Raw genomic sequence first — 22,086 nt, forward strand, 5'->3', positions numbered from 1 at the left:
CCGCAGAGACCCATGAGCGCATTTCGGCACATGTCCACCGCCGTCAAACCGGGCCATCTCGCCCGGACGGTCGCGATGTTTGCCATGCTGCTTCAAGTGCTGTTTTTCGCCGAACATGCCGGAGCAAGCGCCGTGCGCGCCATGGGACATGCGGCACCGGGAGAGAAAATCGGCTTTCTCGAAATCTGTACCGGAGAAGGTATCGTCTTGATCCCGGTGGGCTCTGTCCCTTCGTCCACCACGGGTCCTGCACAGGGTCAAAACCACACGTCCGGGTCCTCATCCTCAAGCTGCGCGGTTTGCGTCTCTGCCAGCGTATGCGGATTTGACACCCCGGAACTGACGGTCTCGCTTGCCCTGCCCTTTGCTGCGGTCCATGATCTCCCGTCCATTGACGCGCCCGCTGCCATCGTCGTGCTGCGGCTGTTGTCCGGCGGGCCGATCCGCGCCCCACCCTTGCTCGCCTGATCCTTTTGGATCTATCGCCTTTAGGGCCGAACCCACTGCGTGTTTACTCAAACTTACACGCGAAAGCCATGAGTTAAGGCTGAGTGTCGGCGATGCGGGTTATAGAAGTCTTTGATGTATTGAGATGTATTAAAGGAGTTCGAGACACGTTCGCGACGCCTCTGCGGCGTATCATCCGCGCCTAAAACGTTCCGCGCTTAAGTCGAATCAAAGCAACAATCATCCCTTAAATTTTTATGAATAACAGAGATTTAAGGGGGATTGTGGCGGACAGACAGGGATTCGAACCCTGGAGACGGTTCCCCGCCTACACACTTTCCAGGCGTGCGCCTTCGACCACTCGGCCACCTGTCCGTGGAGCGCTCAATAGCGCGAAGCGCGCGACCTATGCAAGACCTGTTGCTCTATTTTCTCAAAGAAAAATGCAGCGAAGGAAAAGAAACCACGCAGGCAGGCCATTTTTGCGAAAACAACGGTTTAAAAGCGCGCCGAACTGCGTGATCAATCAAGAATAATCGTAACCCGCCGGTTCATCCGGCCTTTTTTCTCAATCTTGCCAAAGCGAATGCGCCCAATCTCGGAAGTCCGCGCCACATGGGTGCCGCCGCAAGGTTGAAGATCGACCTGATCCGCCCCCTGCCCGATCCGCACCAAGCGCACCCGGCCCTGCCCGGTCGGCGGCATCACCGACATGGTTTTGACAATCGACGGGTCGGCCAAAAGCGCCTCATCGGAGATCCAGTCATCCGTGACCACCAAATCACGTTCGATCAAGGCATTGAGCGCGTCTTCCAATGCCTGTTTGTCGGCGGGCGGCGCGTCCAGGGCAAAATCCAGACGGCCTTTCTCGGCCCCGATCGAGCCCCCCGTAACCGGCAGAGGAATGACAACCGACAACAGGTGCAGCGCGCTGTGGATGCGCATGTGGCGATGGCGGCGGACCCAATCGAGCCGTTGGATCACTTTGGTGCCAACCTCCGGCATCGGCGCGGGTTCGGCGGGCACAAGAACGATCTCGGCCCCCTCCCCCTTCACGGTCGTGGCAATCGCAAGCCCAGTGTCGCCCCAGATCAATCGCCCGCTGTCGCCCGGCTGTCCACCGCCGGTGGGGTAAAAGATCGTCTGATCCAAAATCACCCCGCCCTCGGGCGTATGCCCGGTGACCACGCCTTCGATATCCTGAAGATAGGCATCTTCGCGAAAAAGCGGTTGCGTCATGTGCTGTCTCCGTCTGCCTCGCCGGCCCCGTCGCCCGCCTCAAAGTCGCTGGGCTCAATCGCCGTAATCTCAGCCTCTGTGGCGGCCACGGCCCCGGCCCGGCTGCGCGGGGTCAGTGCCTCGGGATTGCGCAGCCAAATGTCGCGTTGGGCAAAGGGAATTTCAATGCCTTCTTCGCCAAAACGGCGGGCGATTTCATGGTTGATGTCGTTTTTCACTGCCACGATAAAGGTCACATCGCGCAAGATCGCACGGATTTCAAACTCCAACGCATCGGCACCGAAATTCAGAAACAACACCTGTGGCGGCGGGTTGACCGAGACCATCGGTTGGGCGTTGGCAATTTCTTTGAGGATCGTTTCGACCTTGCGCGTGTCGGTGCCATAGGCCACGCCAACGGGGACGATGACCCGGCCAATCATATTGCCGCGGGTGTAGTTGGTGACCTGATTGGAAATCAAATCAGCGTTGGGGACGATGACATCGGTGCGATCAAACGTCTCGACCCGTGTCGAGCGCACGGAGATGTCGCGGACATATCCCATCTGGCCGCCAACTTCGATCCAATCGCCCTCCGAAATCGGCCGTTCAATCAACAAAATGATGCCGGACACAAAGTTCTGCACAATGTTCTGGAGGCCGAACCCGATCCCGACGGAGAGCGCACCGGCGACAATCGCCAGCGCCGACAGGTCGATCCCGGCGGAGGTGATGGCAAAAATCGCAGATAGGAACACACCGATATAGCCGACCCCCGCGACGATGGCGTTCTGGCCGCCCTTGTCGAGCTGGGTCTTGGGTAGGACGGCGGTGGACAGCGCGGTTTTCAACAGCCGCGTTGCCCCAAGGCCAAAGGCAAAGACCAGGATCAGCGTCAAAAACACCGACACGGACAGATCGACCCCGCCAACCGGCACACCTTCGCGCATCCGGGCCCAAATGTCCCAAAGCCGTTCTTTGCGCATGCCCCAAATCAACGCCAGAACCGGCAGGGCCGCGAGGCTGAGTGCGAAGGTCAAAAGCACCGGGACCAAACCGTCGCCCTCATCATCCTTTTGGCGGGTGATCAGCGCATAGACATCAGAGGCCAAACGCGACAGCACGGTCAAAAGCGCCAAAAGCGCCAGGGACATCACGGTCGGATAGACCGCAGATACCGCCGCCGACATATAGCCAACAGCCCCCAAAAGTACCGCCGCCACAGCCACGAGCCGCACCAGACGTGCAACCAGATTGGACAGAAGCGCGGTGAACCTTTGCGGCCCCGCCTCGTCTTCGGTCTCGCCACCCTCAGAGGGGGTCGGGGCTTGCGAGGCTTTGCGTAAAATCAACGAAAACCGATAAAGGGAAATCGCGGTCAGCACCACCAAAGGATAGGACAGAACCGCTCGGGTGTCGTCGCTATAGCCATCCAGATCGGCCAATTGGGTCAAGGTGACTTGCACCGCAATCATCACCGCCATCAAGGCGGCATGCCCGGCCATCTCGGCGCGCTGACCGTTTGTCAGATCAAAAATAGGCCGATCATGCCCGCCCGCATACAACGTACGCCCGACAACCCAGCGCGAAATGAAATAGGACAGGCCAACAGCGGTCACCGCATTGAACAAAAGGACGCCACGCGGCCCCAAAAGCCCGGACGCCTGAGCCCCGGCAGAAATGGCCACGAGCCCCAGAACGGGGGCGATGATTTGTGACAGCGAGGCAATAAACCCGGTCACGCCCTGCCCGGCGGCCCCGACAAAGCGGGACCGGACAAAGCGGGTGAATTGTTCCGACCAATAGCGTCCGCGCGCCACCAAAACCAACGCGATCACCAGATAAAGCAACAGCGTGGCGGCATTGGCTTTGAGTTTGGCAATCCCGGTTTCGGAGCGGGCATTGTCCAAGATCGTGGTCCATGCGGTCACGCCCGTTTGGGTAATCGCGGCCAGTGCTTCGGGCCATAATGTGGGATTGATCGGAGAGCTGCCCAGTTTCATCAGGGCGTCGGTTTGGCGTGAGGTCAGTTCGGAATCGATCTCTGAAATCAAACCGTTGGCACGGGTATAGGCCTCTTCGGCGGATTTGACCGGAGCCTGTGCCGCCTCCAATTGCGACGTGAGGTCTTTGCGCCGTTTGGCGATCTCGGGTGCTTCGGTTTCGCCCTCGGCGGGTGCCGCCCCCAAGGCCGCGATCTGGGCCTTGAGCGTGTCGATCCGCGCACTGTTGGTGCTTTGGGCCTCCGAGAATTGCGTGCGCCACACCACCAACTCATTGCGCAGATTTTCCAATGTGGCATTGGCTGTGCCTGTATCGGCCAATTGCTTTTCGGCGGCACTGGCCTGGCTCGCCCAGGCTTTATAATCTGGGGCTGCAGCCTCCTGCGCGCTGACGGCGAGCGGCAGCGCGAGGGAGAGGATCAAAAGAAGGCGGGCAAATATGCGTGTGATCATACACCTTCATATACGTCAGGCAGATCGCGCGGTCCACGGTCCAGCCACTGCGGTACCGGAAGATTTTTTTCCTTCAAAAACTCCGGGTTGAACAGTTTCGACTGATAGCGCGTACCATAATCGCACAGCACCGTGACGATCGTATGCCCCGGCCCCATCTCCCGCGCCATCTGCATGGCCCCCGCGACGTTCACACCGGAGGAGCCGCCAAGGCAAAGCCCCTCTTTCTCCAACAGATCAAACACGACCGGCAGCGCCTCTTCGTCCGGCACCTGATAGGCGTAATCCGGGGTGAAGCCATCGAGATTGGCGGTGATACGGCCTTGGCCGATGCCCTCGGTGATCGAGCTGCCCTCAGAGGTCAGTTCTCCGGTTTTGTAGAAACTATAAAGCGCGGCCCCCATGGGATCAGCGATGCCGATTTTGACGCCCTTGGGCTGCAAAGCCAAGCCCACGCCCGCCAAAGTGCCGCCCGATCCAACCGCACAGATAAAGCCGTCGACCTGACCGCCCGTTTGTTCCCAAATTTCCGGTCCGGTGGTTTCAATATGGGCCTGACGATTGGCCACATTGTCGAACTGATTGGCCCAAATCGCACCATTGGGTTCGCTGATAGCAAGCTCTTCGGCCAAGCGACCGGAATAACGCACATAATTGTTCGGATTCTTGTAGGGCGCGGCGGGCACCTGAACCAATTCAGCGCCTGCGAGCCGCAGCATGTCTTTCTTTTCCTGCGACTGGGTTTCCGGGATCACGATCACGGTTTTGAACCCAAGCGCCGAGCCGACAAGCGCCAAACCGATGCCGGTGTTGCCCGCCGTGCCCTCGACAATCGTGCCGCCGGGTTTCAACAGACCCTTCGCCACCGCATCCTGGATGATGTAAAGCGCCGCGCGGTCCTTGACCGATTGCCCCGGATTCATGAACTCGGCCTTGCCATAAATCTCACAGCCCGTGGCCTCTGACGGGCCATTCAGGCGGATCAACGGCGTGTTGCCAATGGTCTCAATCAGATCGCGTTTGATCGGGGAAGGCGCAGACATGTGTTTCGTCCTTTTATCTCAAGTGTTTCGCGAAAAACCTGCGACACAGATTTGCGCGAAAGACTATAGCAGTCCCTGAATGTGTAGAACGCGCATTCCCCGAACTCAAGCCTCGCGCCATCAGTCAGGGAGCCTGTTCGCGCTTTTGCCACTCCTTCAGAACGCACGTTTCTCACCTCGGGCCATCCCCCAAACGCTCACATCCGCGATCAGGTCGAAAGGCGCGGTTCCAGTCGCAGCCAAATCCCGTCTTTCGAGCGCACGGTCAAATGCGCCACGGGCATCGGCGTTTTATCCGTCACCACCGTGATGCGGTAAGCGCGGGCCATCATGGCCAAAAGCAAGGGTCCCTCGACCATGGCAAACCCCGCCCCGGTACAGACCCGCGGGCCGGAGGAAAACGGGATAAACGCATCGCGCAGACATTGCTTGCCGTTCTCGGTTTTGAACCGATCCGGGTCAAAGACGTCGGGGCGGTCCCAAAACCGTTCGTGCCGCCCCAAATGCCAGGGCGACAACACGATCTGCGCGCCTTTGGGCACGTCGCGTTCGCGGAACCGCACCGGGCATTTGGCCTCCCGCACCATCATCGGCACGGGCGGGTAGAGCCGCAGCGTTTCGCGGAACACATCCTTGGTAAAGCGCAATTTGGAGAGATCCGAGAACGTCGGTTGATCGCCAAATGCCGCGCCCTCTGCCGCGACCCGGTCCTGCACCTGAGGGTTGGCGGCCAAAAGCCAAAGCGCCCATGCCAGTGCAGACGCCGAGGTCTCATGGCCCGCAAGAAAGAAAATCGCCACCTGATCGACCATCTCAGCGGTATCAAACCCCTGCCCCGTAACCGGGTCTTTGGTGGTCATGATCTTGGTCGCCAAATCATCAGGCGCCTGCCCCGCTGCGATCTCGGCCTGTCGCGCGACGGTCAGATCGGTGATCAACCGGCGGATCGCCCTGGCCCCTTGCCGGGTGTGTTTGCGATGAAACCGCGGCATCCATTTCGGCAACGGTACGAAGGCCGCGATGTTGAGGATCGGTTGGGCGCGTTGGTAGGCTTGGAATTCGTCAAACACGTCGCGCGCGACATGGTGGGTGATCGGGATGGAAAACAAGGTGCGAAAAATCACATCCGCCGCGGCATGCGAGGCATGGGGTTCGATGTCAAACGCGCCGTGCTCCGTGCTCAGGCGCTCGACCATGCCCCGCCCCGCCGCCAACATCGCCGGAAACGTGTCTTTGAGCCGCCCGCCTTCAAAGGCCGGGTCAATGATCCGGCGCTGCCGCAGCCAGGTCTCACCATTGGTCAAAAACACCGAATGGCCCAAAAGCGGTCGCAGCCCTTCGGCGATGCGTGACGACTTTGGAAAATTCATCGGTTCTTCATTGAGCACGCGTTTGACCAGCGCGGGTTGATTGACCAGAAAAGAGCGGAAAAACGGCGTTTTATATTCGGCCATCCATGCGCGATAAAGCTTGGCGGGCTGGGCCGACAGGATGTCTTTGCGAAACAGTTTCACATACTGGCGCAGGGTCGTTTTTTCCGGGCGCGGGGTCGGTTTCGGCGGGATCATATCAGGCTTTAGATCTGGGGGCATTATGGGGCCATGTCCGTATATCTGTTGGCCGGGATGTCGATCCGGCTGGGGCTGGGCATGTGCGTGGCAAAGCGGGTGCGAAGGGTGTGCCCTCCTGCGGTGATTTGAAAATAATCGTAGGGGCCGGGCCGATCAAAGGCGCAAAGATATTGAAAATGCAGGCGAAAAAATCGCCGCTTGAGCGCGTTCCACCGCGCGGGCGAGAGCGTATTCTTGAAAGCGGCAGAGATCACCAGCGGATATTTTTGATCTTTGGGTGCGACACCGGAGACTTTCACCGGATCGCACAGTGCAAAGGAACAGGGATCCCCCGGCGCCGTGACATCGAGCCAAAACAACTCCTCGCGCGCAGACAGGTAGGCCAAATCCCGGCGCAGGGCCTTGGCCTCGGGCAGGTAGGACACCATTGGCACCACCTGCCCCAGCGAGACGAACGACAATTCCGGACCATTGTCCGGCACATCACCCCTGCGGATAAGCTCCGCCAAAATCGACACGCCCACATGCGCGCCCGATGAATGACCGACGATCAAAACCTCGTCCCAGTCCTGACGCAAGGCCTCGGCAATATCGGCGCGAAATTCCGCCATTCGAGTGACCAGCGCGGGCGGATCCGCGCCGCGCCAACGCGCCGAAAACCCGTAATCATGCATCAGATAATAGGCGAAAAACTTGCCATCCTGACGTTTGAACCAGGTCAAAAGCGCATAGGCGAGGCCAAGCCCCGCCGCGATCCCAAGCCCCTGTATGAACGTCCCAAACCGCCCCGCCACCGCACTCACGCCCCAAAACAGGCCAAGCGCAACACCGAGTTGCAACAGCAAGACGCCAATCGGATAGAGCGCCGCCAACACGGGGCCGCGACGCAATTTCATCAATCGAAACAACGCGCCAGAGCCAATATAGGTCCAGGCCGTGCGGGCAAGGATCAGATAAGTGCGCAAAATCCCGGCGTCCATACTGTCTTGGACAATGTCCGACCAGACCAGCACGTCGATCTCGCTCTCGGTCTGCGCACCCTTGATAAGGCTGCACACCGACCAGCCAAATCGCCTGCCTTTTTTGGCAGACAGGTCGATCTTATAACCGGAAATCTCCGCCTGCGCGCGGCTTTCCTTACGATAGAGTTCGCGGTAGCGGCGCGGCGGGATCGGGTCATAGCCGGGGATGTAAAACACCCGCCGCCGCCTGACCTCTTGGTCTCCCAACTCACTGACTTGAACCGTCATGCCCGAACCCTTTGGTTTTCAAGCATCTTAGCGGGTAAATATGATGAAAATAAGCCCGAAAACGGCGGAGTTAACCAAGCTGGCTCAGCGCCGGGAAGGTTTCAAGCAGCCAATAGGACAGACGCGAAAATGCTCCCGTCAGCATCATCAGTCCGACCAAGACCAACAACCCACCCATGAGTTTTTCGATCACCCCCATATGGCGTTTGAGCCGGTTCATCAGACCCACGGCGCGGGTGATGAAAATCGCCGACAACAGGAACGGCAAGCCCAGACCAAAGGCATAGGTGGCCAAGAGCATGGTGCCGCGCGAGACCGAGCCTTCGGAGGCGGCCATGGACAGAATCGCCCCCAATTGCGGGCCGATACAGGGCGTCCAACCAAAGGCGAAGGCCAGACCAAGGATATAGGCACCGAATGCCGTGCCGCCCTTGTCGCCGGCATCAAGGCGCGCTTCGCGGTCCAAGATCGGAATGCGAAACACCGACAGGAAATGCAGGCCCAAAACCAGGATCACAACGCCGGAAATTTTGGCGAAAACCTCCTGGTTTTTCAGAAAAAACATGCCGAACGCCGAGGCCGTGAAGCCCATGAACAAGAACACGGTGGACAGGCCCAGAACGAACATGATCGCGGGCACGATCGCCTTGCGTGATCCGCGTCCGCCACCGGTGAGTTCATTCATCGAAATGCCAGACATATAGGCCAGATAAGGCGGCACGATGGGCAACACGCAGGGGCTCAAAAACGACACCATGCCAGCGGCCAAGGCCACGAGCATGGAGGGCAAGAGGGTTGCGTCAAAGAGATCGATTCCAAACATATCCTGCTCATGCCATGTCCGGGCGCATCTGGAAAGCGTCCGCTATGTCGCGCCCCCTCACTTTTGCGTTGGTGCGGTGCGCAGGCATACAAAAACGGCCAGGACTGACCCGGCCGTTTTGATCTATATTAGGTGGATTTAGCGTCCAATGCTCCACCAACCGCGGCGTTTCGGACCTTCATCCTCTGGCTCGGATGCGGTCTCGGGCGCGCTGGTGGCCTCAACCATCTCCGGGGCGGGCTCCGGTGCCGTTTCTGGCGCAGCTTCGGCCACAGGTTCGGCAACGGGGGCTTCCACAGCAACCTCGGCGACGATCTCTGGCACGACCTCCGCAGTAACCTCAGGCAAAGCCTCAACTTGCGCGGCCTCAACCTGCACAGCCTCAACTGGCGTTTCCGCCGCAGGAGCCTCCGCTTGAACCGCTGCCGCCTCCGCCGCTTTGGCGGCCTCTTCGGCCTCGCGTTCGGCTTTGGTCTTGCGTTTGCGCGGTGCGGGCTTCGGTTTGGCAACCGCAGCTTCACCTTCCCCCTCGGTCACAGGCTTTTTGGCCCGCGAACGTGTGGTTTTAGGCTTTGCCGCTGTCTTAGTCTTAGTCTCAGCCTCTGCCGCAGCTTCCGCACCCTCTTCCGCAACAACAGCGGGTTTGCGCGCCCGGCTTGTCCGTGTGCGCTTGGGCTTTTCAGCGGGGGCTTCCTCAGCGGCAGCCTCAGCCTCCGGTGCGACCTCGTCTTTGGTCTCTTCTTTCGTCTCTGTGACCTCTTCGCTCACCGGCGTTGTTTTGGTGCTGCGCGAGCGGGTGCGGGTGCGCTTCGGCTTTTCAGCCGGAGCGTCCTCAGCCGTCTCAGGCGCCTCCGAAGTGGCCTCAGCCGGCGCAGTTTCGCCCTCATCAGACCCGGTGTCGTCATTGGACTCACTGTCCTCATCCGACCCGTTTTCGCCCTCTTGCCCTTCAGGCGCATCGCCGGGTTTGCGACGACGACGACGGCGGCGACGGCGTTTCTTCGGCTTCTCTTCTTCGCCCGTGTCCTCGGTGGCATCCACGCTGCGCGGCTCTGACACCTCGACAGCCTCAGCCTCCTCACCCACGGCGTCGACCTGATCCTCCTCAGGCTCGACATAGTCGGCCATCAAATCGGCGGAGGCCGAAATCACGTTGCTCTGTTCGGCGACAATCACCCGGGTTGCGGTTTTGAACCGTTCGATGGTGAAATCCGGCGAGATCATGAACGGATCGGCCTCAAGACGCACGGCCATGCCGTAGCGCGCCTCGATTTGAGCCACACGTTCGCGTTTGATGTTGACCAGATAGTTGATCACCGCCACCGGCGCTTTGACCAAAACCTCGCGGGAGCGCTTGCGGGTGCCCTCCTCTTCGAGTTGACGCAGGATCGTCAGCGCCATGTTATCGTCCGAACGGATCAGACCCGTGCCGTGACAATGCGGGCACGGCTGGGTCGTGGCTTCCAACATGCCGGGACGCAGACGTTGGCGCGACATTTCCAACAGGCCAAAGCCCGAAATGCGTCCCACTTGAATGCGGGCGCGGTCGGTTTTGAGCTTGTCTTTCAGACGCTTTTCGACGGCGGCATTGTTGCGCCGCTCCTCCATGTCGATAAAGTCGATCACGATCAGACCGGCCAAATCGCGCAGACGCGCTTGGCGGGCCACCTCTTCGGCGGCCTCAAGGTTGGTTTTAAGCGCGGTTTCCTCGATCGAGCCTTCTTTGGTGGCACGACCGGAGTTGACGTCCACCGCGACCAGAGCTTCGGTCAAATCAATGACGATATAGCCGCCGGATTTGAGTTGCACGGTCGGGTTGAACATCGAACTCAGGTAGCTTTCGACCTGAAAGCGCGCGAACAACGGCAGGCTGTCGGCGTAATGTTTCACATTCTCGGCATGGGTCGGCATGATCATTTCCATGAAAGCCTTCGCTTCACGGAACCCCGCCTCGCCCTCCACAAACACCTCGTCGATGTCTTTGTTATAGAGGTCGCGGATCGAGCGTTTGATCAGGTCGCCCTCCTCATAGATTTTCGCAGGCGCTGTCGATTTCAGCGTCAGTGCGCGGATCTGTTCCCACATCCGTTTGAGGTAGTCATAGTCGCGTTTGATCTCGGTCTTGGTGCGTTGCGCCCCTGCGGTGCGCACGATCAGACCGGCGCCCTGCGGTACTTCAAGTTCGCCTGCGATCTCTTTGAGTTTCTTACGATCTGCGATATTGGTGATTTTACGTGAAATACCACCGCCACGCGCGGTGTTCGGCATCAAAACGCAATAGCGACCGGCCAGCGAGAGATAGGTGGTCAGAGCCGCGCCCTTGTTGCCGCGCTCTTCTTTGACGACCTGCACCAACATCACCTGGCGGACTTTGACGACCTCCTGGATTTTATATTTGCGCGGGCGCGGTTTGCGCACCGGGCGGAAATCATCCGACGTGTCATCGTCGGCCACGCTTTCGATGCTGTCGTCTTTGTCGGCGGCGGTTTCGGCGTCGTCTTCGTCGCCATCATCGTCGCCATGATCGTCACTGTCATCGCCTTGATCGTCAGCACTGTCGTCTGCCACGTCATCAGAGGTGGTGTCGTCCTCCTCCGCAGGCTCTTCCACCGGCGTGTCCTGTACGGCAAAGGCGGGCGATGTGCCCTCTTCGACCGGGCTGTGCCCGGAGGGGTCCGCGATCATGTCGTCGGCCTCGGAAGCCTCCGGTTCGATCACATCCATGCCGGAAATGCTTTGGGGAGCGCCGTTTTCTGTGGCGCTGTCTTGATCCGCATCCTCGCCCACGACCTCCTGGGTCTCGACCGCATCAGAGGATGTCACCTCTTCGGCCTTGGAGCGCGTGCGCGAACGGGAGCGGCGACGGGGGCGCTTCGGCTTGTCCTCTTCCTCTTCCTGCGCTTTCGCATAGGCCAATTCTTCGGCCATCAAGGCTTCGCGATCCGCAACCGGGATTTGATAATAATCCGGGTGGATTTCCGAAAAGGCCAGGAAACCGTGACGGTTTCCGCCGTAATCGACAAAAGCCGCCTGAAGCGACGGTTCGACGCGCGTTACTTTTGCAAGGTAAATGTTGCCAGCAAGCTGGCGTTTGTTTTCAGACTCAAAATCGAATTCCTCGACCTTGTTTCCGTCCACCACCACAACGCGGGTCTCTTCCGCGTGGGTGGCATCGATAAGCATCTTTTTAGCCATTGTTGTCTTTCGGCACCCACAACAGACGCGCCTCCCCTTCGGAGCGACGCGCGGGTTTGCGGGTGATGTTTTGAGGCGAGCGATCGTGCGGGCAAGGGCGCGGGGACGCAAGCGTCCCGTCTGTGCTCTAATCTTGCCTCGTCGCGTTGCATCGCGGTTCTTCTCCGGCACATCAGGCGCGCCCTTCGGCCCTGCCCTAGTCCCCATACAAATCCCCCTGTCCGGCTTGGACGTCAGGGGCGTTTCATGCCGCTGGATGTATCACGTCTGGCTTTGTCATGCCTGACCTTGTCTGCCCAGCGGCGGCATCGGTCTGCACTACGGGCGGGCGGCGTCGATGGGGTTCACTGATCTCAGATGGATCAAGGACCTCACAGGCGGCTCCAGCTCTCGCATGCAGCGAATGAGTCTCACGCGGTTTCCGGGGCGGCGTTTTCCCAAAGGACCCAATGGACCTCAAAGGGACACCAAGCCAGACCTGCGTCCTCCTATCAGTAGTGATCCCGCACCTCTATGACAACACGCAAATTTGCAAAGTGACATTTCACGTTGAAAATCGCGGAAAACATGTGCCCATCCGTGTGTCTATACATCCAAGCCGCCCGGCGGAACCCTATAATTTTCACCTTTTACCCGCCAGAGCTTAATAAATACTCACCTGATCCCGGCTCTCTGCCTCCGCTCTTGCACACCTCAGGCATCTGCGCTTTGCTGATCTCACCGTCCCAATCTCACGCGCCAATCTCGCTGTGCCCAAAGGAACCCGCAATGTCCCGCCCCCTGCTTATCACAGCCACCTTTTCCCTCATCATCGCCCTTCTCCCAACATTCTGTCAGGCCAAATCGCTTACCTGTGCGCCTGAATGGCATCGGGCCAATCTGACCAACTACACCTCCTACCCCGCCCCCGACAGCGAGGAATGCCTGGCCTATAATGGCTGTACCTGGGCGGGCCAGTTTTACGGCCTGGAGGACGCTCAGACCGAGGCATGGGTCGCCGCGCATAACATCGTGGCGGTGCATGAAAAGGATTGGGGCTGGCTGGGGATGAAGACACTGCGCCTGCGCCAAGGCGGGCATGAGATCACCGCTCAGGCCATCGACATTTGTTCAGATGCGGATTGTGACGGCTGTTGCACCAAAAACCTCGGCGGTGACGGCTATTTGGTCGACATCGAGGTCAATACCATGGCGCGGTTTGGCCCCGGCGAAGGTGTGGTTGACTTTCAGGTCTGTGACTAAGCCCCGCCCGATGATTGGCAGATCACGGGCGGGGCCAGAGGCGGTTACAGGTAATCGGCGCGTTGCAGGCTGTATTTGGCCATTTTCTCGTTCAACGTCCGACGTGGCAGGCAAAGTTCATCCATCACCGCGACGATAGAGCCTTTGTGACGGCGCATCGTGTTGTCGATCAGCATCCGCTCGAACGCTTCGACATATTCCTTCAACGGCTTGCCCTCTGTGGTCATGGTCTGCTGTTCCGGCGCGTCCGATTCTGACAAGAGCAGCGAGGTGATCGACCCCGACCCACGCCGGCTTTGCAGCACCGAACGCTCCGCCACATTGATCAATTGCCGGATGTTGCCGGGCCATGGTGCTTGCAACAATTGCGCCGCCTCCTGGGCCGACACTTCCGGCGCGTCGCAGCCGTATTCCTCGGCAAATTGTTGGCTCAACTGAGTGAACAGCGACAGGATGTCTTCGCCGCGCGCGCGCAGGGGCGGCGTGGTGATTTTCATCGCCGCCAAGCGGTAAAACAGGTCCGGGCGCATCGCGGACTCGCAGGTCCGGCCTTGTTCTTGCAGGTTGCAAATCGCGATGATCCGGGTTTCCGGCGGCGTGCCCTGTTCGTTGATCAGGGTCAGCAAACGCGCCTGAAGCGGCATTGGCATGGCCTCAATGTCTTCCAGCACCAAGGTGCCGCCACGCGCCTCTTCGAACAGCGGTTGAATCTGCCCATCCGGGTCGGGACCGAACAACCGTTTCGACAGATCATACTCATCCCGGCCAGCGCAGGCAAAGGTGATGAATTTTTTCGAGGCCCGCGCGCCAACCGCGTGCAAAGCATGGGCGATCAGTGTTTTGCCGGTGCCGGTTTCGCCGTCGATCAACACATGACCGTCGGCTTGGCCCAGATCCAGAATATCCTCGCGCAGACGCTCCATCACCGGGCTTGCGCCGATCAGCTTATTCATAATCCCGGTGCCATCGGACAACTCGCGCCGCAGCGCCCGGTTATCAAGCGTCAGCCGCCGCGCGTTGGTGGCCTTTTTCGCCAGTTCCGTCATCCGGTCCGGGTTGAAAGGTTTCTCCAGAAAATCAAACGCGCCGATGCGCATCGCTTCGACTGCCATCGGCACATCGCCGTGCCCGGTGATCATGATCACCGGCAGGCCGCTATCAACGCTCATCAGTTTCTTGAGAAACTGCATCCCGTCCATGCCCGGCATTTTGATATCGGTGATGACAACGCCGGGGTAATCCGACCCAAGCGCTTTCACCGCCTCCTCCGCCGTGGCAAAGGTTTCCGTGTCAAATCCGGACAGCGCAAGCCATTGGCTGATGGATTGGCGCATGTCTTGTTCGTCATCGACGATCGCGATTTTCATTGCCGTCGCCATGGTCTTTCCTCTTCTTTTTCGGCCCAAACTCTGGGCCTATTTAATCTGGGCCACTCTTAAGATGCGGCGTTACTGCGCCGCGTGTCTGCTTTCGCGCGACAGGGGCAGCACCATTTCAAAGGCCGCACCGCCCACCGGACGGTTGCGCGCCATCAATCTCCCCCCCAGTTCGGCGACAATCCCCGACGAGATCGCCAACCCAAGCCCGACGCCATCCCCCGGCGCCTTGGTGGTATAAAACGGTTCAAACAGCGTATCGAGATCCTCGATCCCGGTGCCATTGTCTCGCACGGTCACTGCGGCTTGGGTGCCGCCTGTGACCAATATTTCGATTTGGGGTTCCGATGCGGTTTTACAAGCATCAAAGGCATTTCTGAGCAGATTGACCAAGACCTGTTCCAACCGCACCCGGTCGCCATCGACGATCACCGGCTCGGGCGGCAGGGTGCGAATGATCTCGACCGAGCGCTGTTTGAGCTGGGGTTCCATCATCGAGAGCGCCGAGGACACGCACTCGCGCAAATCAATTGGCTGAAGCTGATCGGAGCCTTTGCGAGCGTAGGATTTCAGCTGTTTGGTGATCGCGGCCATGCGGTTGATCAGATCGTCAATCCGCCCAAACGAGGCCAGAGCCTCCTCGGATCGTTTGCGTTTGATCAACAGCCGCGCGCCGGCCAAATAGGTCTTCATCGCCGCCAAAGGTTGGTTCAATTCGTGGCTGACCGCCGCCGACATTTCGCCCAGCACGGCCAATTTCGACGATTGTGCCAAGGTTTGCTCGGCAACCTCAAGGCTTTTCTCCGCCCGCTTGCGTTCTTGAATCTCCCGTTCAAGGGCCGCGTTCAACAGCCGCAATTCGGCACTTTCGCGCTGAAACAGGCCCGCACGCGATACGGCGCGCCGCGAGGTCAGGTAAAACACACCAGACAGCAACACGGCAAAACCCATGATCTCAAGCGCCAAGAACCCGTTCACCCGTTCGCGCACAGAAGAATAGGCGGTGAATGAGGTCATCCGCCAGCCGCGAAACGGAATACGGCTTTCCAAACGCATCAAGGCCTCGCCGCCCAAATAGACTTCGGCGGGGTCCGGCGACCAATCGGTGGTGATCTGAAACGCGCGCTCAATCGCGGTTGGCGCGTCGGTGACCGCCAAGGCCTCGGTTTCGGTTTTCGAACGCCAACGCGGCTCGGTCGACAGGATGATCTGGCCTTCCGAATTGGCCACCACCACCGCGTCCGAAATCCCGGCCCATGTTTTCTCAAATCGCGCCAGATCGACCAGCACCACGATCACCCCGGCCAGCGCGCCATTGACATCAATCCGGCGGCTGTAAGTGAATTCATAAGCCCCGTTGTTCAGCTGGGTGGTTTTGAAAATCGTATCATTGGAGCGCAGCGCATCGACGAAATAGGACGATTGGCGATTGTTGGTCCCCAACAGCGAGCGATCCGTGGCCGCCACAACCCGCCCGCTTTCGTCCAAAAGCGTGATCCCCGCCGCGCCAATTTCCTGAATGTAGGAGATCAGATGTTGCGAGGTCTGGGCGAAATCGTTGGAATTGAGCGCACCGACCAAAACCGGATCGCGCGACAACAGGATCGGCACGATGGAATTGCGCTGAAGTTCCGACAGCAGGTTGCCGGAGTAGAGCGCCTGACGCACTTCGGCGCGGTTGCGCGTCAAAATGGTATAGCGTTCGGTCAAAAACAGGTTGGTGACCCAAATGACGCCAATGGCCGCCACGACAAACGCAACAAGCGCCAGCCGCCCGGCCCAGGTCATTGTTTTCGGCCTTTTCGGCCCCATCAGGTCGCGCTCACTCATGCAAGCAGAATACGCCCGCCCACCCCGGACCTGCAAGAGGTCGCGAGCGCGCATGCCGCGTCAAACCCAGCGGATTTTTGACGGTTTTCAACAATTTGAGCGGAGTTTCGCCACACAGAGGTCCATGGCGAGCCAGAGTTGACCCACCCTTAACCGGTTCAGGCCGAGACCACAGCCTCAAGCAGCGAGGCAAAGAACAAAGCCCCGTCCTCATTGCCATGCGCAGGTTCGGCGGCGCGTTCCGGGTGCGGCATCATCCCCAAGACGCGCCGGTTCGGTGACAGGATGCCCGCAATGTCGCGATCCGATCCATTCGGGTTGTCAAGATAGCGGAACGCCACAAGCCCCTCGCCCTCCAACATGTCCAGCGTGTCGGCATCGGCGGTGAAATTGCCGTCGTGATGCGCGATCGGAATGCGGATGTGCTGACCCTGGGCATAGGCGGAGGTATAGGGGCTGTCGGTGATTTCAACGGCCAATCCCACCGTGCGGCAGATGTATTTCAAATTGCCGTTGCGCAGCAAAGCGCCGGGCAAAAGCCGCGCCTCGGTGAGGACCTGAAAGCCGTTGCAAATGCCAAAGGCATAGCCGCCGCGCTCAACGTGTTTCTTCAACGACGCCACGACGGGCGAGTTCGCCGCAATCGCACCGCAGCGCAGGTAATCGCCATAAGAAAAGCCCCCCGGCACGCCGACAACATCGACACCCTCGGGCAAGTCCGCGTCCTTGTGCCAAACCATCGTGACATCCGCCCCCGCGCGCTTGAGCGCCGTGTACATATCGCGGTCACAGTTCGATCCGGGGAATTGCAGAACGGCGGCTTTCATCGGCAGAGCTCCTTGGCAGATAGGCAGATGGGAGGCATTCGCCCGCCTGATACGATGGGACGGGGTTTGGATCAAGTGGAGATCAGCCCAGATTACCCCCGTGTCACCCGAACTTGCCAACAATTGTTGCGCGCTGAACGGATGTCGACGAAAGCAATGTCCTCACGGATCAGCAATTCGGCGCAATAGGGTTTGATCTCGGATTGTGGCGTGATCCGCCCGGTGCCATAAACAATGCGTTCCTCGGCATTATAGGCTTTGATCAGATAGTCCGGCGAGCTGGTCAACACCGCCGGGGTTTCCGAACTGAAGTAAGGCGGGCATTCGGCGGCGCACAGAAAGATCGGCCCGGTTTCAGCATAGGGTTGCAATATAGAGAACGGTCGATGCGCGCAAATCAACATCCCCGCCCCTTTTGGCACATGGCACAAACAATGCCGACACGGCGCGGCGTCATAGGGGTTCAACACCCGCTCAGGCGTCTGGCCATTGGCATCCGGTTTGCCAAGGCGCAGCGCATGGGCGGTGAGGGTGGGCAGTCCTTGAAAGATCATCGTAACGCTCCTGTGTGGATGTGCCTCAGACCTAAAAAACCACCCCTCATTTGGCGACCCGGATCCTGTGGAAACGGATTTGGGGACCGAAGCGCCGTGACTTGCGGAGGACGGGGCTTGACCAAACAAGAAATGCAACTGGGAAAACCCAATTGCCCAACAAAAAACCGCCCCCAAGGGAGCGGCTTTTCAATGTTTTACAGACCCAACTCAGATCAGAGCAGGGTGATCCGGTAGCTTTCGATCACCGTGTTGGCCAAAAGCTTGTCGCACATCTCTTTGATCGACTCTTCCGAGGTGCCATCGGCCAGATCCAATTCGATCACCTTGCCCTGACGGACCTCGTTGACGCCCTCAAACCCAAGCGCGCCGAGCGCGTGTTGGACGGCCGCCCCCTGAGGGTCGAGAACACCGGTTTTCAGCATGACGTCGATGCGGGCTTTCATCGTGGGCAATCCTTTAGGAAGTTAGTTGATCAGGGTCGGCTTGTCGCCGATCGGGCCGTTCGTGGGCAAAACGCCAAGGCGGCGAGCCACTTCGGAATAGGCATCGGTGAGCGAGCCCAGGTCGCGGCGGAACACGTCTTTATCAAGCTTTTGTCCGCTTTCGATGTCCCACAACCGGCAACTGTCCGGCGAAATCTCATCAGCCACGATCAGGCGCATGAAATCGCCGTCCCAGACCCGGCCAATTTCGATTTTGAAATCAATCAGTTTGATGCCAACGCCATACATCACGCCGGACATGAAATCATTCACCCGCAACGCCAAAGCGACGATGTCGTCGAGGTCCTGTTGCGAGGCCCAACCAAAGGCGATGATGTATTCTTCGGGCACCAAAGGATCGCCCAAAGCGTCGTCTTTGTAGGAAAATTCGATGATCGGACGCGGCAGGCGCATCCCCTCTTCGAGACCCAGACGTTTGGCCATGGACCCCGCGGCAAAGTTGCGCACGATGACTTCGAGCGGAATGATCTCGCACTGGCGGATCAACTGCTCGCGCATATTGAGGCGTTTGATGAAGTGGTTCGGCACGCCGATGGCGGTCAGGCCGTTCATGAAAAACTCGGACAAGCGGTTGTTCAACACGCCCTTGCCTTCGATGGTGGCGCGCTTCTCGGCGTTGAACGCGGTGGCGTCATCTTTGAAATACTGGATCAGCGTGCCCGGCTCCGGACCCTCATAAAGAGTCTTTGCTTTGCCTTCATAGATTTTTTTACGGCGCGCCATGGGGCCTCCAAAAGCTGATGGGCCGGGAATCATCGCGACCGGCCTCTTTATGCCGCTCTTTAGGGCAAGGGAACGCCGGGAGCAAGTTCGGCGCCATATTTGCCCCCGCCAGAGCGGAAAACTCTGTCCAAACGCCACCTGCCCCATGCCAACACGCTGTGTCCTTTTAAAGTTTTTGATAAATATTCATTCATGCGTCTTGATATGTCGCAAAGATAAGTCCCATATTTTAAGTAAGATCAGCAGTTGAGGAGGAGCCAACAATGACCACATTTGACGACCGCGAAGCCGCATTTGAATCCAAATTTGTCCATGACGCCGAGACCCAATTTCGATTGGAGGCCCGTGCGAACAAAAAAATTGCGCTTTGGGCCGCCGATATTATGGGCAAATCCGCAGCCGACGCTTTGGCCTATGTGGCGGAGGTGATCCGCGCCGATATGCAAGAATCCGGTGCCGAAGATGTGATCGCCAAAGTCGCCGCAGACCTCGGCGCGCGCTCAACCGCCGCAGCGATCCGCGAAAAATATGCCGCCTTCCTGGTCGAGGCTCAACAAGAGATGATGCAATAAGTTTGGCGTAGTGCCGATCCGACAAGCCCGGCTGTGGTCGGGTTTGGTGGTTATCGTTCAGCCCCCAACAGACACCGTCAATCACTGTGTCAATCACAGTCAATTTTAGCATCACGGCCCGCAGTCATCCTGCGGGCCGTTTTCACATCTCCACCTCAAACACAGTTCTATTTGCCGGTCTATTTGCCGGTTTTGGCTGCGCCGCGCTCAAATTGAACGTGGATTAATCGAATCTTGGCAAACCGGGACTATTGCTCACAGACCAATCATGTGTGCGCTTGATCCCCCCAGCGCGCCAGAACCCGACCTCAGGCTCAGCCCAAAAGGACCACCTTCGCCATGCGCCACAGCCCGTTCGACATCGAAGAGGCCCTTCGCGTCCCCGATCCCGTGCGCTCGAAGTCCAAGCCGGTGCGACCGCAACTCGGGGTGAAACCGGGGGTGACACAGGGGGCGAAACCAGAGAAGACGAACGGCCTGCGCGCACTTTTGGGCAAACAGCTTTTGCCGCTGGCCATGACCCTGTTCATCGGCTGGCTGGTCTGGGGCAAGATCGCCCATCTCGACCTTGCCGCCATTGCCGCGTCCATCACCACGATTGGCCCCGGTCAATGGGGCCTCGCCGGGCTTGCCACAATGGGCAGTTTCTGGGCCGTCGGCCAATATGACCGTGTGCTGCATGCTCAGCTCGGCACCGGCATTTCCGCCCGTGCGGCACGCCTTTCTGGCATTGCGGCAATCGGATTGTCGCAATCCTTAGGCTTTGGCGCTTTGACGGGCGCGTTGATCCGCTGGCGGATGTTGCCGGAATTGACGCTTTGGCAGGCCGCACGCCTCTCTGCTGCGGTCGCGCTCTCCTTTTTGGCCGGTTGGGCCGTGGTCGCCGCCGTCGCGGTGCTGGCCTTTCAACCGGATATCCCGTGGATGAAATCGCTCGCCACCGGGGCGATTGCTCTGGCGATTGCGATGGCTGTGATTTCGGTCTACCCGCCCGGACCGTTGGTGCGTGTGCCGTGGCCCAGCCTGCGCGCCATGGGCACGGTCATCGGTCTGGCCGCCTGTGACACCATCCTCGCGGGCCTTGCCCTTTATGCGCTGATGCCGCCTGAGGTGTCCCTTGCCATCGGCCAAACCATTTCCGCCTATCTGTTTTCACTGGGCGCTGGCATCATTGGTTCGACACCGGGCGGGGTCGGTCCATTTGAGGCCACGCTGGCCTCATTGTTGCATACAATTGAACTTGACCAGCTTTTGGGCGCGGTTTTGGCGTTTCGTTTGGTCTATTACGCCCTCCCCGCCATGCTTGCCGGGCTGCTGATCTTGCGCGGACCCCGCTCCTGCTCGCTGTCACGCGAACCCGGTCTGGTCAAAACCAAAAGCGCACCCTACCTCACACCCGAAATGGAAATACAGCTCTTTTCCGCCCCGCGGGCAGAAGCCAACCTGTTGCGCACACGCGATTTTTCCCTTTTGACCTCGGAAAAGGGTCGCCCCTTGGGCCTTGCCGCCCCGATTGGCCAATCGCTTGTCATGCTCTCCGATCCGATTGCTGCACGGGGCTGCCCGTCTGCCGCCCGCGACGCCCTGTCTCGTGCCGCGCGGATGCGCTACCGCATGCCCGCGATTTACAAATGCGGCGCGCGCATGGCCGCCTCGGCGCGCAAGGCGGGGTGGAAAGTCCTCCCGACAGCACAAGAGGCGTGGCTCGTACCCGCTCGGTTTTCGCTCGAAGGCTCAAAAACCCGACAACTGCGCCGGGTGATCCGCAAGGCCGAAGAGGCGCAGATCAAAGTCCGCGAAGGCGCCCGCGACCTGCCCCTCGCAGACATGGATCGCGTGGCACAGGAATGGCTCGGCATGCGCGGCAAGGAGCGCGGGTTTTCCATGGGCACCTATGACCGCGGCTATATTTCCTGCCAAAGGGTGTTTCTCGCCTATCAAGGTGAAAATCTTGTGGCCTTCATTTCGCTACATGAAAGCCGCCATGAGATGACGCTGGATCTGATGCGCGCGGGATCTGCGGCCCCGGATGGCACAATACAGTTGCTGATCATCGAGGCCATTCGCGCCGCTGCCGCCTATGGCTGTCCGCGCCTGTCCTTGGCCGCCGTGCCCTGGGACGGTCACGACGATGACGCTTTGACCCGTTGGCTTCGGGGTAAGTTCCTTGCCAAATCGGGGGCTGCGGGTCTGCGCCGGTTCAAATCCGCCTTTGCCCCACAGTGGGAAACGCTCTACCTCGCCGCCCCGTCTCGCTTGGCGCTTGCGGTGGCGGGTATGGATATTTTGCGCCGGGTGACCGCACCTCCGCCCAGACCCACCGCGAACCCGATGAAAGCCTCACGCTTTGCCACCCACCGCACCCTGCATCTGTTTCGCCGCCGTCCCACTGGTGCGGGTTGAGGCGAACACGGCGCATCCCTTCTGTTCGCTCCTGGTCGTGCGAATGTGCA

General features: G+C 59.4%; 17 protein-coding genes and 1 tRNA gene. 4 read left to right on the forward strand and 14 right to left on the reverse strand.

Annotation, left to right across the window (positions count from 1 at the left end):
* The first annotated feature begins 12 nt into the window (after window positions 1-12).
* Window positions 13-468 carry a DUF2946 family protein gene (locus tag B30_RS06870; protein ID WP_157789794.1) on the forward strand — a complete coding sequence of 152 codons (456 nt, stop codon included), beginning with the start codon at window positions 13-15 and terminating at the stop codon, window positions 466-468.
* Window positions 469-732: 264 nt separating this feature from the next.
* On the opposite strand, the gene B30_RS06875 is transcribed toward B30_RS06870, so the two are convergent.
* The 8 genes from B30_RS06875 to B30_RS06910 form a co-directional block, all read right to left on the reverse strand.
* Window positions 733-822 (reverse strand) — tRNA-Ser (locus B30_RS06875).
* Window positions 823-969: 147 nt separating this feature from the next.
* A complete protein-coding gene (locus B30_RS06880; protein ID WP_009571319.1) occupies window positions 970-1,686 on the reverse strand; it encodes an alanyl-tRNA editing protein in 717 nt (238 codons plus the stop codon).
* Entirely contained in the window at window positions 1,683-4,121 is a 2,439-nt protein-coding gene (locus tag B30_RS06885) for a DUF3772 domain-containing protein (RefSeq protein ID WP_009571320.1), read from the reverse strand. The genes B30_RS06880 and B30_RS06885 overlap by 4 nt, the downstream gene beginning before the upstream one ends.
* Window positions 4,118-5,164, reverse strand: a complete 1,047-nt coding sequence (locus tag B30_RS06890) for a cysteine synthase A (RefSeq protein ID WP_009571321.1) — start codon at window positions 5,162-5,164, stop codon at window positions 4,118-4,120. Before B30_RS06890 ends, B30_RS06885 begins: the two co-directional genes overlap by 4 nt.
* Window positions 5,165-5,373: 209 nt before the next feature.
* On the reverse strand, window positions 5,374-6,732 hold the full coding sequence (locus B30_RS06895; protein WP_009571322.1) for a cytochrome P450: 1,359 nt from the start codon (window positions 6,730-6,732) through the stop codon (window positions 5,374-5,376).
* A gap of 23 nt (window positions 6,733-6,755) precedes the next feature.
* Window positions 6,756-7,985 (reverse strand): hypothetical protein, encoded by a 1,230-nt coding sequence (locus tag B30_RS06900; protein WP_009571323.1) that lies wholly within the window; start codon window positions 7,983-7,985, stop codon window positions 6,756-6,758.
* 70 nt (window positions 7,986-8,055) lie between these two features.
* Complete coding sequence (locus tag B30_RS06905) at window positions 8,056-8,808, reverse strand: cytochrome c biogenesis CcdA family protein (RefSeq protein ID WP_009571324.1); 753 nt, start codon at window positions 8,806-8,808, stop codon at window positions 8,056-8,058.
* A gap of 138 nt (window positions 8,809-8,946) precedes the next feature.
* Window positions 8,947-12,003: an Rne/Rng family ribonuclease gene (locus B30_RS06910; RefSeq protein ID WP_009571325.1), complete on the reverse strand. Its 3,057-nt coding sequence runs from the start codon at window positions 12,001-12,003 to the stop codon at window positions 8,947-8,949.
* 768 nt (window positions 12,004-12,771) lie between these two features.
* Here B30_RS06910 and B30_RS06915 point away from each other — a divergent pair.
* Complete coding sequence (locus B30_RS06915) at window positions 12,772-13,245, forward strand: hypothetical protein (RefSeq protein ID WP_009571326.1); 474 nt, start codon at window positions 12,772-12,774, stop codon at window positions 13,243-13,245.
* A gap of 44 nt (window positions 13,246-13,289) precedes the next feature.
* Here B30_RS06915 and B30_RS06920 read toward each other — a convergent pair whose 3' ends face one another.
* The 6 genes from B30_RS06920 to purC form a co-directional block, all read right to left on the reverse strand.
* Window positions 13,290-14,624, reverse strand: a complete 1,335-nt coding sequence (locus B30_RS06920) for a sigma-54-dependent transcriptional regulator (protein WP_009571327.1) — start codon at window positions 14,622-14,624, stop codon at window positions 13,290-13,292.
* Window positions 14,625-14,693: 69 nt separating this feature from the next.
* Window positions 14,694-16,451: a sensor histidine kinase gene (locus B30_RS06925; protein WP_193217665.1), complete on the reverse strand. Its 1,758-nt coding sequence runs from the start codon at window positions 16,449-16,451 to the stop codon at window positions 14,694-14,696.
* Between the two features lie 158 nt (window positions 16,452-16,609).
* Window positions 16,610-17,278 carry a phosphoribosylformylglycinamidine synthase subunit PurQ gene (purQ, locus tag B30_RS06930; protein WP_009571329.1) on the reverse strand — a complete coding sequence of 223 codons (669 nt, stop codon included), beginning with the start codon at window positions 17,276-17,278 and terminating at the stop codon, window positions 16,610-16,612.
* Between the two features lie 92 nt (window positions 17,279-17,370).
* A complete protein-coding gene (locus B30_RS06935) occupies window positions 17,371-17,832 on the reverse strand; it encodes a DUF1203 domain-containing protein (RefSeq protein ID WP_009571330.1) in 462 nt (153 codons plus the stop codon).
* A 215-nt stretch (window positions 17,833-18,047) separates the two neighbouring features.
* Complete coding sequence (gene purS / locus B30_RS06940) at window positions 18,048-18,278, reverse strand: phosphoribosylformylglycinamidine synthase subunit PurS (protein ID WP_009571331.1); 231 nt, start codon at window positions 18,276-18,278, stop codon at window positions 18,048-18,050.
* 21 nt (window positions 18,279-18,299) lie between these two features.
* Window positions 18,300-19,061: a phosphoribosylaminoimidazolesuccinocarboxamide synthase gene (purC, locus tag B30_RS06945; RefSeq protein ID WP_009571332.1), complete on the reverse strand. Its 762-nt coding sequence runs from the start codon at window positions 19,059-19,061 to the stop codon at window positions 18,300-18,302.
* Window positions 19,062-19,324: 263 nt separating this feature from the next.
* Between purC and B30_RS06950 the strand changes: the two genes are divergently transcribed.
* Window positions 19,325-19,633 carry a DUF1476 domain-containing protein gene (locus B30_RS06950; RefSeq protein ID WP_009571333.1) on the forward strand — a complete coding sequence of 103 codons (309 nt, stop codon included), beginning with the start codon at window positions 19,325-19,327 and terminating at the stop codon, window positions 19,631-19,633.
* 339 nt (window positions 19,634-19,972) lie between these two features.
* Window positions 19,973-22,036 (forward strand): phosphatidylglycerol lysyltransferase domain-containing protein, encoded by a 2,064-nt coding sequence (locus B30_RS06955; protein ID WP_009571334.1) that lies wholly within the window; start codon window positions 19,973-19,975, stop codon window positions 22,034-22,036.
* Window positions 22,037-22,086 lie beyond the last annotated feature (50 nt).

This window comes from Celeribacter baekdonensis B30 (assembly GCF_000299875.1).
Lineage (GTDB): Bacteria > Pseudomonadota > Alphaproteobacteria > Rhodobacterales > Rhodobacteraceae > Celeribacter > Celeribacter baekdonensis_A.

Excerpts from the sequence above, each read along its gene's own strand:
- B30_RS06870 (WP_157789794.1), top strand. The coding sequence starts at position 13 with ATGAGCGCATTTCGGCACATGTCCACCGCCGTCAAACCGGGCCATCTC.
- B30_RS06880 (WP_009571319.1), bottom strand. The coding sequence starts at position 1,686 with ATGACGCAACCGCTTTTTCGCGAAGATGCCTATCTTCAGGATATCGAA.
- B30_RS06885 (WP_009571320.1), bottom strand. The coding sequence starts at position 4,121 with ATGATCACACGCATATTTGCCCGCCTTCTTTTGATCCTCTCCCTCGCG.
- B30_RS06890 (WP_009571321.1), bottom strand. The coding sequence starts at position 5,164 with ATGTCTGCGCCTTCCCCGATCAAACGCGATCTGATTGAGACCATTGGC.
- B30_RS06895 (WP_009571322.1), bottom strand. The coding sequence starts at position 6,732 with ATGATCCCGCCGAAACCGACCCCGCGCCCGGAAAAAACGACCCTGCGC.
- B30_RS06900 (WP_009571323.1), bottom strand. The coding sequence starts at position 7,985 with ATGACGGTTCAAGTCAGTGAGTTGGGAGACCAAGAGGTCAGGCGGCGG.
- B30_RS06905 (WP_009571324.1), bottom strand. The coding sequence starts at position 8,808 with ATGTTTGGAATCGATCTCTTTGACGCAACCCTCTTGCCCTCCATGCTC.
- B30_RS06910 (WP_009571325.1), bottom strand. The coding sequence starts at position 12,003 with ATGGCTAAAAAGATGCTTATCGATGCCACCCACGCGGAAGAGACCCGC.
- B30_RS06915 (WP_009571326.1), top strand. The coding sequence starts at position 12,772 with ATGTCCCGCCCCCTGCTTATCACAGCCACCTTTTCCCTCATCATCGCC.
- B30_RS06920 (WP_009571327.1), bottom strand. The coding sequence starts at position 14,624 with ATGGCGACGGCAATGAAAATCGCGATCGTCGATGACGAACAAGACATG.
- B30_RS06925 (WP_193217665.1), bottom strand. The coding sequence starts at position 16,451 with ATGAGTGAGCGCGACCTGATGGGGCCGAAAAGGCCGAAAACAATGACC.
- purQ (WP_009571329.1), bottom strand. The coding sequence starts at position 17,278 with ATGAAAGCCGCCGTTCTGCAATTCCCCGGATCGAACTGTGACCGCGAT.
- B30_RS06935 (WP_009571330.1), bottom strand. The coding sequence starts at position 17,832 with ATGATCTTTCAAGGACTGCCCACCCTCACCGCCCATGCGCTGCGCCTT.
- purS (WP_009571331.1), bottom strand. The coding sequence starts at position 18,278 with ATGAAAGCCCGCATCGACGTCATGCTGAAAACCGGTGTTCTCGACCCT.
- purC (WP_009571332.1), bottom strand. The coding sequence starts at position 19,061 with ATGGCGCGCCGTAAAAAAATCTATGAAGGCAAAGCAAAGACTCTTTAT.
- B30_RS06950 (WP_009571333.1), top strand. The coding sequence starts at position 19,325 with ATGACCACATTTGACGACCGCGAAGCCGCATTTGAATCCAAATTTGTC.
- B30_RS06955 (WP_009571334.1), top strand. The coding sequence starts at position 19,973 with ATGCGCCACAGCCCGTTCGACATCGAAGAGGCCCTTCGCGTCCCCGAT.